The sequence below is a fragment of the Arthrobacter sulfonylureivorans genome (assembly GCF_022637435.1).
Lineage (GTDB): Bacteria > Actinomycetota > Actinomycetes > Actinomycetales > Micrococcaceae > Crystallibacter > Crystallibacter sulfonylureivorans.
The window spans coordinates 944,890-960,958 of the sequence record NZ_CP093326.1; the positions used below are offsets into that span (position 1 = coordinate 944,890).

Annotated in this window: 17 protein-coding genes; 8 read left to right on the top strand and 9 right to left on the bottom strand. The window is 66.8% G+C overall.

Annotation, left to right across the window (positions count from 1 at the left end):
• Window positions 1-8 precede the first annotated feature (8 nt).
• Both MNQ99_RS04585 and MNQ99_RS04590 read right to left on the bottom strand, forming a co-directional pair.
• Entirely contained in the window at window positions 9-827 is an 819-nt protein-coding gene (locus MNQ99_RS04585; protein WP_241914609.1) for a basic amino acid ABC transporter substrate-binding protein, read from the bottom strand.
• Window positions 828-963: 136 nt separating this feature from the next.
• On the bottom strand, window positions 964-2,364 hold the full coding sequence (locus MNQ99_RS04590; RefSeq protein WP_241915272.1) for an isochorismate synthase: 1,401 nt from the start codon (window positions 2,362-2,364) through the stop codon (window positions 964-966).
• A gap of 107 nt (window positions 2,365-2,471) precedes the next feature.
• Between MNQ99_RS04590 and MNQ99_RS04595 the strand changes: the two genes are divergently transcribed.
• The 4 genes from MNQ99_RS04595 to MNQ99_RS04610 are packed head-to-tail and all read left to right on the top strand — an operon-like array spanning window position 2,472 to window position 6,356.
• Window positions 2,472-3,233 (top strand): demethylmenaquinone methyltransferase, encoded by a 762-nt coding sequence (locus MNQ99_RS04595; RefSeq protein ID WP_127512843.1) that lies wholly within the window; start codon window positions 2,472-2,474, stop codon window positions 3,231-3,233.
• Between the two features lie 2 nt (window positions 3,234-3,235).
• Window positions 3,236-4,573, top strand: coding sequence for a geranylgeranyl reductase family protein (locus MNQ99_RS04600; RefSeq protein WP_127512842.1), 1,338 nt, complete (start codon window positions 3,236-3,238; stop codon window positions 4,571-4,573).
• A 9-nt stretch (window positions 4,574-4,582) separates the two neighbouring features.
• Complete coding sequence (locus MNQ99_RS04605) at window positions 4,583-5,683, top strand: polyprenyl synthetase family protein (protein WP_127512841.1); 1,101 nt, start codon at window positions 4,583-4,585, stop codon at window positions 5,681-5,683.
• A 34-nt stretch (window positions 5,684-5,717) separates the two neighbouring features.
• Entirely contained in the window at window positions 5,718-6,356 is a 639-nt protein-coding gene (locus MNQ99_RS04610) for a LysE family translocator (RefSeq protein WP_241914610.1), read from the top strand.
• A 34-nt stretch (window positions 6,357-6,390) separates the two neighbouring features.
• On the opposite strand, the gene MNQ99_RS04615 is transcribed toward MNQ99_RS04610, so the two are convergent.
• The 3 genes from MNQ99_RS04615 to MNQ99_RS04625 form a co-directional block, all read right to left on the bottom strand.
• Window positions 6,391-6,822, bottom strand: a complete 432-nt coding sequence (locus MNQ99_RS04615; RefSeq protein WP_241914611.1) for a hypothetical protein — start codon at window positions 6,820-6,822, stop codon at window positions 6,391-6,393.
• 111 nt (window positions 6,823-6,933) lie between these two features.
• Window positions 6,934-7,557: a putative glycolipid-binding domain-containing protein gene (locus MNQ99_RS04620; protein WP_241914612.1), complete on the bottom strand. Its 624-nt coding sequence runs from the start codon at window positions 7,555-7,557 to the stop codon at window positions 6,934-6,936.
• 58 nt (window positions 7,558-7,615) lie between these two features.
• Window positions 7,616-9,049 carry a PucR family transcriptional regulator gene (locus tag MNQ99_RS04625; RefSeq protein WP_241914613.1) on the bottom strand — a complete coding sequence of 478 codons (1,434 nt, stop codon included), beginning with the start codon at window positions 9,047-9,049 and terminating at the stop codon, window positions 7,616-7,618.
• A 217-nt stretch (window positions 9,050-9,266) separates the two neighbouring features.
• Here MNQ99_RS04625 and MNQ99_RS04630 point away from each other — a divergent pair, with 217 nt between their 5' ends.
• The 4 genes from MNQ99_RS04630 (at window position 9,267) to MNQ99_RS04645 (ending at window position 13,759) form a co-directional block, all read left to right on the top strand.
• Window positions 9,267-10,838 carry a sodium-dependent transporter gene (locus tag MNQ99_RS04630; protein WP_241914614.1) on the top strand — a complete coding sequence of 524 codons (1,572 nt, stop codon included), beginning with the start codon at window positions 9,267-9,269 and terminating at the stop codon, window positions 10,836-10,838.
• A complete protein-coding gene (locus tag MNQ99_RS04635; protein WP_127512836.1) occupies window positions 10,835-10,972 on the top strand; it encodes a methionine/alanine import family NSS transporter small subunit in 138 nt (45 codons plus the stop codon). Before MNQ99_RS04630 ends, MNQ99_RS04635 begins: the two co-directional genes overlap by 4 nt.
• 285 nt (window positions 10,973-11,257) lie before the next feature.
• Window positions 11,258-12,646, top strand: coding sequence for a 4-aminobutyrate--2-oxoglutarate transaminase (gene gabT / locus MNQ99_RS04640; RefSeq protein WP_127512835.1), 1,389 nt, complete (start codon window positions 11,258-11,260; stop codon window positions 12,644-12,646).
• 249 nt (window positions 12,647-12,895) lie between these two features.
• Window positions 12,896-13,759, top strand: a complete 864-nt coding sequence (locus MNQ99_RS04645; RefSeq protein WP_127512834.1) for a universal stress protein — start codon at window positions 12,896-12,898, stop codon at window positions 13,757-13,759.
• A 55-nt stretch (window positions 13,760-13,814) separates the two neighbouring features.
• Here the strand turns inward: MNQ99_RS04645 and MNQ99_RS04650 are convergent, their stop codons facing one another.
• From MNQ99_RS04650 to MNQ99_RS04665, 4 genes are read right to left on the bottom strand one after another with little or no spacing between them, the layout of a single operon-like run.
• Window positions 13,815-14,186 (bottom strand): hypothetical protein, encoded by a 372-nt coding sequence (locus MNQ99_RS04650; RefSeq protein WP_241914615.1) that lies wholly within the window; start codon window positions 14,184-14,186, stop codon window positions 13,815-13,817.
• Window positions 14,187-14,244: 58 nt separating this feature from the next.
• Complete coding sequence (locus MNQ99_RS04655) at window positions 14,245-15,099, bottom strand: DUF817 domain-containing protein (RefSeq protein ID WP_241914616.1); 855 nt, start codon at window positions 15,097-15,099, stop codon at window positions 14,245-14,247.
• A complete protein-coding gene (locus tag MNQ99_RS04660) occupies window positions 15,096-15,302 on the bottom strand; it encodes a helix-turn-helix domain-containing protein (RefSeq protein WP_127512832.1) in 207 nt (68 codons plus the stop codon). The genes MNQ99_RS04655 and MNQ99_RS04660 overlap by 4 nt, the downstream gene beginning before the upstream one ends.
• The gene (locus MNQ99_RS04665) at window positions 15,302-15,781 is read right to left on the bottom strand and encodes a DUF2975 domain-containing protein (RefSeq protein ID WP_127512831.1); all 480 of its coding nucleotides are present in this window, start codon (window positions 15,779-15,781) and stop codon (window positions 15,302-15,304) included. The genes MNQ99_RS04660 and MNQ99_RS04665 overlap by 1 nt, the downstream gene beginning before the upstream one ends.
• Window positions 15,782-16,069 lie beyond the last annotated feature (288 nt).

The window sequence follows — 16,069 nt, forward strand, 5'->3', positions numbered from 1 at the left end:
AGGGCGTGCTACTCGGTGAAGTACTTGTCGTAAATTTCCTGGTACTTGCCGTTGTCGCGCAGCGTCGAAAGGGCATCATTGACAGCCGAGACTAGAGCCTCGGAGCCTTCCTTCTTCGCCGCGAAACCATAGGTCTCGTCGGTCTTGTACTCCTGCACCAGAGTGAACTTGCCGTCCTTGGCGTGGCCGATGTTCACCGGCAGGTCCTGCAGCAGGGCGTCGACCTGTCCGGCCTGGATGGCCTGGTACATCTCGGCATCGGACGGGAAGGCGATAACCTCCGCGTCTGACGGCGCGTTCTCGCGGGTATACGACTCGCCGGTGGTGCCCTGCTGGACCCCTACCTTTTTGCCGGAGAGGTCGTCAATGGAGGCGATGTCCGAGCCCTCCGGAACCAGCAGCGACTGCAGCGAGTCGTAGTACGGGTCGGAGAACGCGAGGTTCTTCTTGCGGTCCTCGGTGATGGTCATTGCGCTGGCACCGAGGTCGCACTGGCCGGCGGCCAGGGTGACGCCCGACTGGAGGGCATCGAAGCCCACGTCCTGGATGGCCACGTCGAGACCCATTTCGGAAGCGATATCCGTGATCAGGTCGATGTCGAAGCCGGTGTACTTCCCACCTTCTTCGAACTCGAACGGAGGGTAGGGGATGTCGGAGCAGACGGTCAGCGTGCCGGCCTGGACCAGGGGCAGATCGCTACCCGCGCCGCTGGCGCTGCCGGTGCTGCCGTTGCCGGCATTGTCCGAACCGCCGCAGGCGGTCAAAGCGAGTGCCGCCACAGCCAGGAGGGAGAACCCCTGGACCGCTTTGGATGCCTTCTTGCGCATAGTTACTACCTTTGTCTCGTTGGAAATCCGGCTTAAGTGTAGCGGGAACACATCCGTCACAGGTGATATGCACCACAGGCTACATTGATTGCCTATTGGGAAACAGTGAACCCGGCGGATTGTCAGTGAATAGTTATCAGCGGCGGAGGCCCAGCGCCTCGATCATCGGCCGGAACTTTGCCCAGGTTTCGGCCAGTTCGGCCTGCGGATCGGAGCCATCCACGACGCCGCATCCGGCATACAGCCTGACCTGCTGCGGGCTTTCGACGACGGCGCCGCGCAGCGCGATTCCCCATTCGCCGTTGCCCACGCTGTCGGTCCAGCCGACCGGACCGGCGTAGGGGCCGCGGTCCATCTGTTCCAGTTCGCGGATCAGGGCTCCGGCCACCTCGGTGGGGGTCCCGCAGACGGCTGCGGTGGGGTGCACTGCTTCGGCCAGCTCCAACGACGACGGCGGCTGCCCGCCGTCCTGCGCCAGTTCGGCGGAGACATCGGAGGCCAGATGCCACACATTGGGCAGTTCCAACACGAATGGCTCGCTGTGCGAGGTCATGGCCGTGGTGAACGGTTCCAGCTTCCGGGTCAGCGAGTCGATGGCGATCTGGTGCTCATGCCGTTGCTTCTCCGAACCGGCCAGCACCCGCTGGGCGTAGTCGGTGTCCGACTCGCCGGCATGGTTCTGCGTCCGCGAGCGGTCCAGGGTGCCGGCCAGCACACGGGCGCGGGCCACGTTGTTCTCCACTTTGATCAGCATTTCCGGGGTGGAACCGATCAGCCCGTCCACCGAATACGTCCAGCAGTCCGTGTACCGTGCGGCGAGTTCGCGCAGCACCTGCGCGGTGGCGATGGGCGTGGATAGGTTGGCCACCACGTCCCGGGCCACCACGAGTTTGCTCAAGTGCCCGGCCTGGATGCGCTCAACACCCGCCGCCACGGCATCCATGTAGGCCTGCTCGGATACCTGTCCCGGCACCAATGAGTCGGCCGGATCCGGACTGCGTTCTACCGAGATTTCCTCCACCCACGCCGCCAGCGCAGCTTCGGCGGTCGCCGCACTGAGGTGGGCATCGCCGTCGTACGTGAGATAGGTCAGCCAGGCGCGGTCTCCATCCAGGCCCACCAGCACCTCCGGCACCACCAGGCGGGACTGGTGGGCCGAGGTGTAGGAGAACGCGAAGGAGCCGAAGGCAACCGGCCCGGTGCCGGGTCCACCCACCTGGTTCTCGATGTCGGCGCCGGACTGGAGGCCGCGCCACCATGCTGCGGCCTGCTGGAAGCGGTCCGGCCCGCTGGCCGTGAAGCGCGCAACTTCGCCAAAGCCGGCCAAGCCGCCCTCACGGCGCACCCAGCAGAGCACGTCGTCGCGCACCAGATACTCCAGCAGTCCTTGGGTATCCGGGACCGCGGGCCACTCAACCGTAATGCCGCGCAGGGTGCCGGAAGGCGATGGGTCCGCCGCCTCTGGGGCCGTGCCGACGGCAGCGGCGGCCGGCCGGGTTCCGGGCAGGCCGGACGAGGGGGAGAGCGCGGAGGTCATGGACATTAAGCCTACTCTGCCCCGCGGAGAACACCGGCCGCGCGGGAAGCACCGGGCTCACCCGCCCGGGTTCGCGGGCGGGCGCCGGTCTTTGAGACAATGAAGCGGTGAATCGTGCATCGCTGGAGAAGCGCCCGGATGAAGTAGCCGCCATGTTTGATGACGTGGCGCCGAAATACGACCTGGTCAACGATGTGCTGTCGATGGGCCAGACCCGCCGGTGGCGCCGGATCGTGGTGGATGCGGTGGGCGCCGAGCGTGGCCAGAAGGTCTTGGACCTGGCGGCAGGAACCGGCACCTCCAGCGAACCGTATGCCGACGCCGGCATCCATGTAGTGGCGTGCGATTTCTCGCTGGGCATGCTGCGCGTGGGCAAGCGCCGCCGCCCGGACATCGATTTTGTGGCCGGCGACGCCACCAATCTGCCGTTCGCGGACAACTCCTTCGACGCGGTGACCATTTCCTTCGGCCTGCGCAACGTCAGCGATCCCAAGCTGGCGCTGCGCGAGATGCTGCGCGTCACCAAGCCCGGCGGCCGGATGGTGATCGCCGAGTTCTCGCAGCCGACCTTCGCGCCGTGGCGCACCGTGTACACCGAGTACCTGATGCGGGCGCTGCCGGCCATCGCATCCAAGATCTCATCCAACCCGGACTCCTACGTCTACCTGGCCGAGTCAATCCGGGCCTGGCCGAACCAGGACCAGTTGGCCGAGTGGATCACCGGCGAAGGCTGGCAGGCCGCGGCCTACCGCAACCTGTCCGGCGGCATTGTGGCCGTCCACCGGGCCACCAAGCCAGGCCGGGAAGATGTGGCCAACACCGGTGCGCAGGCTTCGCTGAAGCACCAAAGCAGCCGGCGCACCCTGTAGCCATGTCAGTTCTGATTGTTGGGGCCGGTCCGGCAGGAGCCACCGCGGCGTACTACCTGGCTGCGGCCGGCGTGGAAGTGACCGTACTGGAAAAGACCGCATTCCCGCGGGAAAAGGTCTGCGGCGACGGGTTGACGCCGCGCGCTGTGCGCGAGGTGCAGTTGCTGGGCCTGCCGCACGAGGAATCGGCCGGCTGGCGCCGGAACCGGGGGCTGCGGCTGATCGCCGGCGGCCGGCAGCTTGAGCTGGCTTGGCCGGACCTGAGCGATTTCCCGGACTACGGCCTGATCCGCACGCGGCTGGGCTTTGACGAGGCACTGGCCCGGCATGCCGAGTCGGCCGGCGCCGTGGTGCTGGAACGCCATGCTGTCTCCACCGCTTTGAGGGACGACGCCGGACGGGTCATCGGCGTGCGCGCCAACCTGCTGGACGAGCGCGGCCGCAAGACCGGCGCGACCAAGGACTTCTTCGCCGACGTGGTGCTCGCCGCCGACGGCAACTCCACCCGCACGGCGCTGAGCCTGGGCATCGAAAAGCGCGACGACCGGCCGCTGGGCGTGGCCGTGCGCACCTACTTCAACTCGCCCCGGCACGACGACGACTGGATGGAAGGCTGGCTGGAACTGCCCGACGCGGCCGGCAACCCGCTGCCCGGCTACGGCTGGGTTTTCGGCGTGGGGGACGGCACCTCCAATGTGGGCCTGGGCATTTTGAACTCGTCCAAGTCCTTCGGCAAGCTGGACTACAAGCAAGTGCTCCGCGAGTGGACGGCCGGAATGCCGGCGGACTGGGGCTTCACCGAGGAGAACCAGGTCGGCGAGATCCGCGGCGCGGCGCTGCCGATGGGCTTCAACCGAACGCCGCACTACAGTCCCGGCCTGCTGCTCCTGGGCGACGCCGGCGGCATGGTCAGCCCGTTCAATGGCGAGGGCATCTCCTACGCGATGGAGTCTGCCCGCTACGCCGCGGAGCTGATTGCCGACGCCCATGCCCGCTTGTCCGGGGCCGGCGGGCAGCTGCTCAGCCGGGCCGGATTCGACGCCGCGCTGTCTGCCTACCCCGCAATCATCCGCGGACACTGGGGCAGCCACTTCACCCTGGGCCGGATCTTCGCCCAGCTGATCGGCAAACCGGCCGTCATGAAGCTGGCGCTGCGAACCGGAATGCCGGTCCCGCCGCTGATGCGCTTTGTGGTGCGGATGCTGGCCAACCTGACAGACTCAGGCGGCAAGGGATTTGAGGATAGAGTTATTCATCTGCTGGAGCAGCTCACGCCGCCGGCATCCAACCAGACTGGCGGCAGCAAGCCGACCAGCCACACCGCCCCGACGATTAGTTAGTGTTGAACCGTGACTGACGCTAAACCGAGTTGGACTCCTGCCGGCCAGAACCCGCCGGAGTCGCCGGAGCTGGATACAGCAACCGCCGCCCTTGCCACAAGCTTGAACCTGCCGGCCGGATTCGACCCGGTGGCGCAAGACGCCGTGCTCGGTCCCGAGGTCTCCACCGCGCTGGCTCGGGTGGAGAAGCAGCTGCGCGCGGCCATTGCGCATTCCGATCCGTTCGCCGATGCCACCAGCCGCCACCTGGTGGAAGCCGGCGGCAAGCGGATCCGCCCGCTGTTGACCATCCTCGCCGCGCAGCTGGGGAACGGGGCGGTCCCCGACGTGGTGCAGGCCGCCGTCGTGGTTGAACTGACGCACCTGGCCACGCTCTATCACGACGACGTGATGGACTCCGCCCCGTACCGACGAGGCGCCCCGACCGCGCACGAGGTGTGGGGCAACCAGGTGGCCATCCTGGCCGGCGACCTGATCTTCGCCCGTGCCTCGCTGCTGGTTTCCCAGCTGGGTCCGGAGGCCGTGGGCATCCAAGCCCGGACCTTCGAACGGCTCTGCCTGGGCCAGCTGCATGAGACCGTCGGCCCGCGCGACGACGAGGACCCGGTGGAGCACTACTTGTCCGTCATCGCGGACAAGACGGCCTCGCTGATTGCCACCTCCGGCCAGCTGGGCGCCATGTTCTCCGGCGCCGGCGAGCAGGCTGTCAACGTGATGCTGGAATACGGCGAGAAGGTGGGCGTTGCGTTCCAGCTGGCCGACGACGTCATCGACGTGACCGGGCTCAAGGTCAAGTCGGGCAAGACCCCGGGGACCGATCTGCGCGAGGGCGTGCCCACGTTGCCGGTGCTCCTGCTCCGCCAGGCCGCGGCCGACGGCGATGCTTCCGCCGCCTCGGTGCTGGCGCTGGTGGAAGCCGATCTGACCTCCGACGAAGCCCTGGCCGAGGCGGTCACCGCACTGCGCGCACACCCGGTCACCGCGAAGGCCTGGTCCATCGCCGGCGAATGGGCCGACGCCGCCAAGGCGTCCCTGGACCCGCTGCCGGAGAGCACGGTGAAGTTCGCGCTGACGGCCTTCGCCGAAGCCGTCGTGGACCGCGAGGTCTAACCAGTGCGGCGCGCTCTGACCTGCCGGTGAGCCGATGAGCGTAGAACAAGCACTGTTGTCCTTTGCCTTGGTGGCCGGTCTGCTGACCCTGGTGCCGGGAATGGACACTGCGCTGGTGCTCCGTTCGGCCGTCAGCCAAGGTCGGGGCAAGGCCTACGCCACCGCGCTGGGCATCAATACCGGGGCCTTGGTCTGGGGGATTGCGGCAGCGGTCGGGGCATCGGCCCTGCTGGCAGCCTCGGAGACGGCGTTCACTGTGCTGAAGATTGCCGGCGCCGTCTACATGGTCTGGCTGGGCGGCCGGATGCTGTGGAAGTCGTTCCGCAGGCGGCCCGCAGACGTGCCCGGCCCGGCAGAGCCGGAGGCCTCGGCGTCCTACGCCACGGCGTGGCTCACCGGTGTGGGCACCAACCTGCTGAACCCGAAGGTCGGCGTGTTCTACATGGCAATGATCCCGCAGTTCATTCCGCCGGATGTCTCGCCGGCGTTAATGGGCACCGCGCTGGCCATGGTGCATAACCTGGAGGGACTGGTGTTCTTCTCGGCCATCATTTGGGGCACGCATGTTGCCCGCTCCTGGCTCCGCACCCCGGCGGTTGTGCGTGCGATCGACCGGGTCACCGGCACGGTGCTGGTCTGCTTCGGCGTGGCGCTGGCGGCGGAAGCCCGCTAACCGCCGCGGCTGAGCACATCCCGCGGGTGGGGACTTAGTCTTCCTCTTCCTCGTCCTCGAAGACCCACTCGAACATGTCGAAGACGAACTCGCTGAAGGTCGCCTCTTCACTCTGCCACCGCGGCTTCGGTCCGTTCGTGCGGATCCAGACAATGGGGTCGGGCACATCGAGATGCTCGGACTTGAAACCCCAGTTCGCTTCTTCGTCCATCTCGTCCAGGAACAGCAGGTAGCCGTCCTCGATCTCGAGCTCGTCCGGGTCGAAGAAGAAATCGTGGGCTTCCATCAGGTCTTCGCAGCCGCCAAGCGCGTGGTAGAACTCCACCAGCGCCTGCGGAACCTGGAACTTGTGCTCGCCCAGCAGCCCCTCGAGTTCGTCGTAGGAGATGCCGTCGTCTTCGGTCCACGTCCGGTCCAGGTACTTGGGCACGAGGGCACGGAACTTGTCCACGAACATTTCGGGCATGGCTTCTCCCTGGAACGGTTGGTTGGCGGGCTTGGCTACCATCCTATGTGGCGGCACCGGCTGGCTCGAACCGATGACGACGGCGGTGCTTACCTCGCGTCCGTCAGTCCCTCAGTCCCGCCTACGGGTGGCCAGACCGGGGTAGTCGATCACGATGCCGTCGGAGTCCACCACAATCTCGGCGCTGAAGTCGCCGGAACTGTAGGTGACGGCGGCAGTGCCGGTGCCGTCGTCGTACGCGCGGGAGCCGCTGTAAATCTGTTGCCGGCCGAGCACCCGCAGGCTCGGCATCTCCACCCACGCCACCGTCAGCTCCGCGGCGGCTTCGGCGTCGTGGACCAGGCCCAGGCGCAGGATCGGCATGGTGTTGGTGGCAGGGCACAGGCCCAGATCGCAGTCCACCGCACCGGTCAGCGACGCCGGATCTTCGATGCCCGGCTCCGGCAAGTCGCTGTCTCCGGACACCTTCGTTGCCGCGCGCCAGCTGCCGTCAGTGGCGCGGTCCAACACCAAATACCGGCTCCATCCCTGCCCGTGCACGGAGACCGTGAGGTTCTCTGTGAACCAATTGCCGGTGGTGGTCAGGGACCAGCTCGCGGCGTAGTCGGCGGTGCGCGAGGCGCCGTGAGCGCTGAGCCGTTCGGGTTCCAGGTTGATGGTGGCGGTGTCGGCGCGCTGCGGATCATCGGTTCCCAGCCAGGTCACCGTGCGGCTCTCGTGCGTCTCGTGTCCCATGACCCCAGCCTTGTGCCTGCGCCCACTTATGACAAGCGTTCGGGAGGGGCCGCCCGGGCTAGCCTTGCGACCCCGAGTCGGAACCCAGCCGCCGCACCGTCAGGGCCAGCCACAGGTGCACCCGGTCCGCGGTGAGGGCGGGGTCGTAGCCGGTCAGCTCCACGATCTGGGACAGCCGGTAGCGAACGGAGTTCCGATGCAGTCCCAGCTCCTCGGCCACGGCAGCTACCGATCCGTTCAGCTCCAGATAGGTCTGCAAGGTGGGCAGCAGGGCGGCATCATGTGCGGCGTCGAAGTCGGCCAGCGGGTCCAGCGCTTCGGCCGCCAGATCGCCCAGCGGCACATCTTCCGACGCCAGCAGGAGGGAGGTCAGCGACAGCCGCTGCGGCACGTTCAGCCGCCCGCCCCGGCCCACCGCCTCCTTGGCCTCGAAGTAGCTCCAGCGCAGCCCGTTCGCCTGGGCATAACTGCCGCCCACGCCCACGGTCGCCGTGATGCCCGCGTTCTGCAGGTAGGTGCTCAGCTCCCGGCCCAGCGATTCACCAGATTCGGCGCCCTGCACCACCAGCACCAGCCGCTCGTCCACCAGACCGGTCACCACGCCGTCGAACGCGGCGGGCAGGGGCAACGTGGGCAGCGCCCGGCGCTGGGCCCCGGCCACCTGCACCATGACCACCAATTGCCGCCGTCCGGCGTCGATCCCCACGTTGCTCAGCCGCAGCGACGCGTCCCCGCCCTGCAGCACGCCGCCCACCACGTCCAGCAGCACCTGTCCCACGGAGCGCCGGTCGGCTGCGCGGCGGTGGGCCTGGTTGCTCAGCTCCAGGCTGATCAGGCTCTGCGCGTAGTCCACGATGGCGTTGCGCTCATACGGCTCGGCCAGCGCCAGTGTGCAGCGGTCCTTCAGCCCCGTGGCGATCGGAACCTCGTGCCAACTGGCGCGCTTGCCGCCGGTTCCGTACAGCCGGGTGCCGTACTGGGACAGCACGACGTCGGTGCCCACCATCGCGGCGAGCTTGCGCAGCAGCGCGGGGAGACCGCCACCGCCCAGCAACGAGGCCGCCAGCGCCTGGTGGTCCTTGAGCAGGTGCTCCAGCCGATTGTAGTGGTCGGCGGAAATCGCATCGGCCACCATCTTGCTGATCGCCACGAACGGGGTCTCGTAGGGCACTTCAAAGACCGGCAGCTCAAGCTCATTGGCTGCCGCCAGCACCCCCGGCGGGACCCTGCGGTGCGTGAGCCCCAGCGCGAAGCCCATGCCGACCGCACCGGCCTGGTGGACGCGCGCCACGAACTTGCGCTGCGCGGCCGCGGTCTTCTGCCGCAGGCCGGTGGTCAGCACCACCTCTCCGCCGCTTAGGAAGGGCAGCGGATCCTCCAGTTCCGTGGATGCCACCCAGGTGATGGGCGCGTCCGGGTCGCCCTGCGCGGTGCCGACCAGTTTCAGGTGCAGCGCAGGGGAAGCCAAGAGTTTGGCGAGAGTCACAGCCATGCTCACACTATACGGACATCCGTTGTGCAGGTGCACTATAATGCGGATGCCGATCGGGCGCCGTGGAGCTGGGGAATTGCTGGCCGCCGGGGGAATCGTCGTGCAGCAGCGGCCGGCCGGGCCTTCGCGGTTTCCGGCGCCGGGGCAGCGCCGTTAGGATGGTCCGCGGCGTAATAGCCGTCACAGCACCGAAATCGCTACCCTTTGAGGTCCATTCATGAGTACCCCTACACCGCAGGCCGTGCCGGGCGCCACGCCCAAGCGCGAGATGTGGTCCACGCGCAAGGTGTTCATCCTTGCGGCGATCGGCTCCGCCGTCGGCCTGGGCAACATCTGGCGCTTCCCCTATGTCGCCTACGAAAACGGCGGCGGCGCCTTCATCATTCCGTATCTGGTGGCCCTGCTGACGGCCGGCATCCCGCTGCTGTTCCTGGACTACGCAGTGGGGCACCGCCACCGTGGATCCGCCCCGCTGGCCTACCGCCGGTTGGCCCGCGGCGCCGAAGGACTGGGCTGGTGGCAGGTGGCCATCTGCTTCATCATCTGCGTCTACTACGCGGTGATCATCGCGTGGGCCGCGATGTACATGATCTTCTCGGTCACGGAAGCGTGGGGCGATGACCCGGCAGGGTTCTTCATAGGCTCCTTCCTGCAGGTGAGCGAGGACGTTAACATCGGCTTCGATTTCGTGCCCATGGTCCTGATCCCGCTGATCATTGTCTGGGCCGTGGTCCTGCTGGTGCTGGCCGCCGGCGTGCAGAAGGGCATCGGCCGGGCGAACATCATTTTCCTGCCGCTGCTGCTGGTCATGTTCCTGATCCTGGTGGTGCAGTCGTTGTTCCTGCCGGGCGCCGCCGATGGGCTGAATGCGCTGTTCACCCCGGACTGGGGCGCGCTCACGAACACCACGGTATGGGCTGCGGCCTATGGCCAGATCTTCTTCTCGTTGTCCGTGGCCTTCGGCATCATGGTCACTTACGCGTCCTACCTCAAGCACAAGACGGACTTGACCGGCTCCGGCTTCGTGGTGGGCTTCGCGAACTCCGGCTTCGAGATCCTGGCCGGCATTGGTGTTTTCGCCGCGGTGGGCTTCATGGCCTTCAGCTCCGGTGCCGAGGTCGGCGATGTTGCCGCCGGCGGGATCGGCCTGGCCTTCATCGCCTTCCCCACGATCATTTCCGAGGCACCGCTGGGCGGATTGCTGGGAGTGCTTTTCTTCGGCTCGCTGGTGTTCGCCGGCTTCACCTCGCTGATCAGCATCATTGAGGTCATCATCGCGGCGGTGCAGGACAAGCTGGGCATGAGCCGGGTCAAGACCACCTGGTGCGTAGGCATCCCGCTGGCGTTGATTTCCATCCTGCTGTTCCCGACCACCACCGGCCTCAACCTACTGGATGTCACCGACGCGTTCGTCAACAACTTCGGCATCATGGCGTGTGCCCTGGTGACGGTGCTGCTGGTGACCTATGGCTTCCGCAAGTTGCCGCTGCTGGGCGGACATGTCAGCGAAGTGTCGTCCATCAAGCTGGGACTGTGGTGGCGGATCATGGTCGGCATCGTCTCGCCGATCGTGCTGGGCTACATCCTGATCAGCGAAGTGATCAAGAGGATCCAGGAAGGCTACGGGGATCCGCCCATGCCCGACTGGTTTGTCAACGTCTTCGGCTGGGGGATGGCCGGCGGCCTGGTCGTCGTGGCCTTCCTGCTCTCGCTGATTCCGTGGGGCAGGAACTCGGCCGCAAATGATCCGGAACTGGATTCCCCAACCCTGCAGGAGGCACAACGATGAGCACCGCAGCGATCGTGATGTTGATCATCGCCATCCTCACCGTGTGGGGAGGGCTGGCGCTGGCACTGGTCAACCTCAACCGCCACCCAGAAGACGATGGGGCAATGCCGGCGGAGCACGCTCCGGAACTCTGAACCGGTTGGCCTTTGCCAGGTGGCGCCCTCCGGCCGATGTGTCGGAGGACTCCACCGTCGGCACGTCTGGCCAATTGCACGGTGAAATGGCACATTAGCTGTGCGGGGCGCCATAGGCAGCACTCGGGCGGAAACCGTAATCTCGCTGTAGAGCACGGCTTCCCCCTGGCACGCGCTGTCCGACGGCTTAACGACCTCCACCATGGCCGGGCCGCGGCTGGGACATGCGTGCGCCGGGCGTCCAGACTGCCGGCGGCATCCCCACCCCAACGTGAAAGGCACACCATGACCACTCAGACGACCCAGTACCGGCTTGAACAGAAGCGCGATGTGTCCGCGGGTTTCCCCGGCCCCAAGTCCGCTGAACTGGCTGCCCGCCGCAGCGCCGTGGTCGCCGGTGGCGTCGCCTCCAGCGTCCCGGTCTACGTGGCCGACGCCGACGGCGGCATCATCACCGATGTGGACGGCAACTCGTTCATCGACCTGGGCTCCGGCATTGCCGTCACCAGCGTCGGCGCCTCGGACCCCGCCGTCGTCGCCGCCGTGCAGGAGCAGGTTGCCAAGTTCACCCACACCTGCTTCATGGTCAGCCCGTACGAGGGCTACATTGCGGTGGCCGAAAAGCTGGCCGAGCTGACGCCGGGCGACCACGAGAAGCGCTCCGTGCTGTTCAACTCCGGTGCCGAAGCAGTGGAGAACGCAGTGAAGGTGGCACGCATCGCCACCGGGCGCACCGCCGTCGTCGCTTTTGACCACGCCTACCATGGCCGCACCAACCTGACGATGGGGCTGACCGCCAAGGCCAACCCGTACAAGTCCAGCCCGGCCGGCAGCTTCGGCCCGTTCGCCCCGGAGATCTACCGGGTGCCGATGAGCTACCCGTACCGCGAGGAAACCGGCATCGCCGGGAAAATGACAGGCGAGGACGCCGCAGCCCGCGCGATCACCATGATCGAGAAGCAGGTCGGCGCCGAGAACGTGGCAGCCATCCTGATCGAGCCGATCCAGGGCGAGGGCGGCTTCATTGTCCCGGCCGAGGGCTTCTTGCCGGCGCTGGCGAAGTGGGCCAAGGAGAAGGGCGTGGTGTTCATTGCGGACGAGGTCCAGTCCGGATTCTGCCGCACCGGTTCCTGGTTCGCCTCCGAGCACGACGGCGTGGTGCCCGACATCATCACGATGGCCAAGGGCATTGCCGGCGGCATGCCGCTGTCCGCCATCACCGGCCGCGCCGAACTGATGGACGCCGTGCACCCGGGTGGACTGGGCGGCACCTACGGCGGCAACCCGGTGGCCTGTGCGGCCGCGCTGGCTGCCATCGAGACCATGGAGGCCCAGGACCTGAGCGCCCGGGCCCGGCACATCGAGGAGCAGGTCATGGGCCGGCTGCGGAAGCTGGCCGAGGACGTGGACATCATCGGCGACCTGCGCGGCCGCGGCGCCATGCTGGCGATGGAGTTCGTCAAGCCGGGCACCGGCGCGACCACCAAGGAGCCGAACGCCGAGGCCACCAAGGAGATCGCCGCGGCCTGCCTGCAGGAAGGCGTCATCATCCTCACCTGCGGCACGTACGGCAACGTGGTGCGCCTGCTGCCGCCGCTGGTCATCGGCGACGAGCTGCTGGCCGACGCTCTGGACGTGCTGGAAGCAGCCATCCGCAAGGCAGCTGCGGCCTAGCCTTTGGTTACGTCCTCCGGGGCGGCCGCCGGATCCCTTCGTCCCTGTGGGACGGGTGTCCGGTGGCCGCCCCGCGGTCGTTCCCGGCGGTTTCAGGCGTCCGGCCGGGACGTAGAGCGGCACGCAGCTGCCGCCCTGTTGCCGCGGGCGCTCGCGGACTAGAGTCGGAACCACAGTCGCCTCATGGGATGCGGATGTGCCGACGCCGTCGCATCCGCTGCTCCGTGGACACAGGACAGGGGTTGTCGCATGCGCTATGTGGTGGGTTACCAACCGGACGAACGGGGAGCCGATGCCGTGGCGCTGGCCGTGGCCATCGCCCGGACCCAGGGAACGGGGCTGGATATTGTCTACGTCGTGGCAGACAACGCTCCATATGTGGCGTTGAACCCTGAAGGCAAACGCGCCAGCGCCAGCGAGCAGGAAGTCCTCACTGCCCGCCGCGAGGCTTTGAAGTTGATTCCGGCCGATGTGGATGCCCAATTCAAAGTACGCTCGGCCGAGTCCTTCGCGGAGGGCCTGATCGCAGCCGGTGAAGAAGCGGGTGCCCGGCTGATCGTCATCGGCGCCAGCAGCAGTAGTTTGTTCAAGCGCTTCACGGTGGGCAGCGTGGCAAACGCGCTCCTGCATGCCTCGCCGATTCCGGTGGCGCTGGCGCCCCGCGGCTACCAGCGGACGGAGCCGCTGACCCGGTTGACTGCGTTCATCGGGGAGCGGCAAGGTGCCCAGGCCGCCCGGGACGTTGCCCTGAACGCTGCTTCCCGCCGCGGCCTGCAGTTGCGGCTGGTCTCCCTGGTGTCGCTGGACACGCGCGAGGACTCCGACAGCGGCGAAGCCATCCACAGTGCCCACCTGCATGCGAATTCGGTGCTCGCGCAAGCCGCCACCGAACTGCCGCCGGGCAAGGCGACCGTTACCGTGGCGCACGGCCGCAACATCGAGGAGGCCATCGACTCGCTGGATTGGGACGACGGCGAACTGGTGGTCATGGGCTCCAGCCGGCTGGCCCAGCACAACCGGCTGTTCCTCGGCGCCACCGCACACAAGGTCCTCCGCTCCTTGCCGGTGCCCATGGTGGTGGTCCCGCGGGAAGTCGACGGGCTGCGGGAATAAGAGGCCGGACGGCTGTTTGTTGTGGGGGCGCCGCTGTTGACCTCGCGGCTGGCGGCTAAGGCAGTTCCCCGGTTTTTCCGCCCTCAGACCGAGGGTCTGCGTCGTCGAGAGCCTTCAAGAACTCCCGCCGTTCACCGTCATCAATGACCAGTTCGACTTGCTTTGCTTGCGGCGGCGCGACAATCCGCGGCCCGCTGTAGACGGTACCCAAGTACAGATCGTTGACCGCGCTTCCCGAATCCGCCATCGGGCGGGCAACCGTGTGCTTGCGGCCCCGGATCGAGCGAACCACGGTCACCACGACGGCCAGGATCAGCAGGCCCTGGATGCCATACCCGGCCCAGTCTTCATGGCCGGACAAATGCAGGACGGCAATGGCCAGGATGATCCCGAACATCAAGGCAGTGATGCCGCCGGTCCCGCGCATTGCCCCTCCTGATCGCCGGGCGGTCCATCGTCGGCCCGCCTGTGTGAACAGGCTACCGTCAGCGTGGCGGTTCAACAGAGGGCACCGCACCGGCCCCGCCGTAGAAGCGGCCCTCCTGCGACTTCACCGCCGCCACCAGGACGAAGCTGAGGCTGACCAGCAGGGCCCAGGAACCCCATTTGCCCACGTGGACCATCTGCCAGATCTGCGACTGGTCCGGATACTGCCATGCGCCCAGCAGGGTGGCGGCGTTCTCGGCGACCCACAGGAAAAAGCCGATCAGGACAAAGGACAGGCTCAGCGGCATGGCATAGCGGCACCGCCCCACGGTGAACAACACCCGGCTGCGCCAGAGCACCACGACGAAGCCGGCAGCGACCACCCAGCGCATATCCGGCAGGTAGTGGTGGGTGTAAAAGTTAGCGTAGGCTGCGACGGCCAGCGCCGCGGCCGGGACCCACGGGAAACTGTTGATCCGCAGGTCAAACCTGCGGAACGCCTGGCAAATATAGGAGCCCACGGCCGCATACATGAAGCCGGAGTAGAGCGGCACACCCGCAACCTTGGTCCACGCCTCCTCCGGGTAGGACCACGAGCCCATCTGGACCTTGAACAGTTCCAGCGCCAACCCGACCAGATGGAAGCCGAAGATGACTGCCACCTCGCGGCCCGTTTCCAGCCGCAGCAGGTAGAACACCGCGGTGAGGACCAACCCGTAAACCAGCAAAGCATCGTAGCGGGGGAGCGGCAAGGGCACGGCCGTACTCACCGCCAGACCCGCAAAAACCGCGGCGGCGAACAAGCAGCACTGCACCTGTAGCCAAGCGAATCGGAGCAACTGGGCCGCTGCTGACCCGGCGCGCCGGAGCACCGGAAGCGGCGGAGCAACCGCTGCAGCGCCGATGCCGGTCACTCCTCAACCCACTCAAGCAAGTCGCCGGGCTGGCATTCCAGCACACGGCACATTGCGTCCAAGGTGCTGAAGCGCACGGCTTTGGCCCGGCCGTTCTTCAGCACGGCCACGTTGGCGGGCGTGAGCCCCACACGCTCGGCGAACTCCCCGACGCTCATTTTTCGTTTCGCCAGCTCGACGTCGATGCGCACCACAATCGGCATCAGATCACCTCGTCCATGTCGGCCCTCAGGGTGATGGCCTGGTGCAGCACGGCCCGCAAGACCACTAGCAGCAGCCCGAGCACCGCCCCGGCAACCACAAACAGGAACAGGAGCAGCGGCATGCCGGGGTCATCAGCATTGAATCCGACGAACAGAAAGACGCCAAAGAGCAGGATCCATGCGGCGACCACTGCCCACACGATGACGTCCACCCAGGCCAGGGAAGCCCTGCTGAAGATCCGGTCGTGTTTGACCAGGGTGAGCAGTTTCCACGTGCTGACGATCACGGCTTGGACGCACAGCAGCTCTACGATCGAGAACACCGTCAGCGGCCACTGCAGGTAGGCCAGCTGCGGAGATTCCGCTGCCATGTGGGCGAATTGGCCCGGCAGCGACATCACCTGGAACAAGAGGAGCAGGGCAAACGCCACCACCAGCAGGATCCTGAGGGCGGTGACCGCCAGATAAGTCTTTCGCATCCATCGAGTATCGCTTCTTTACTATCGAATATCAATCGATGCGGCAGGAGGTGGGCCGGGTTGCCGTGCGGCGCGCGCACTCTGCCTGCTGCACCGGCCGACAAGGCCGGGCGGATTGCCGGACACGGATGGCAGAGTCCCGCGGTAACGATCCCGGTGGGTGCCGTGTCCTTGGCGCGGCGGCGCAGCCGGTGAATGGTAATCTCCCTCACAAGCCGGGTTTGTCGCAGGCATTGTCCTGAATGACCCGCAGTCTCGTGCGCCGCGGCGTGCATCGTATAGAGGGGG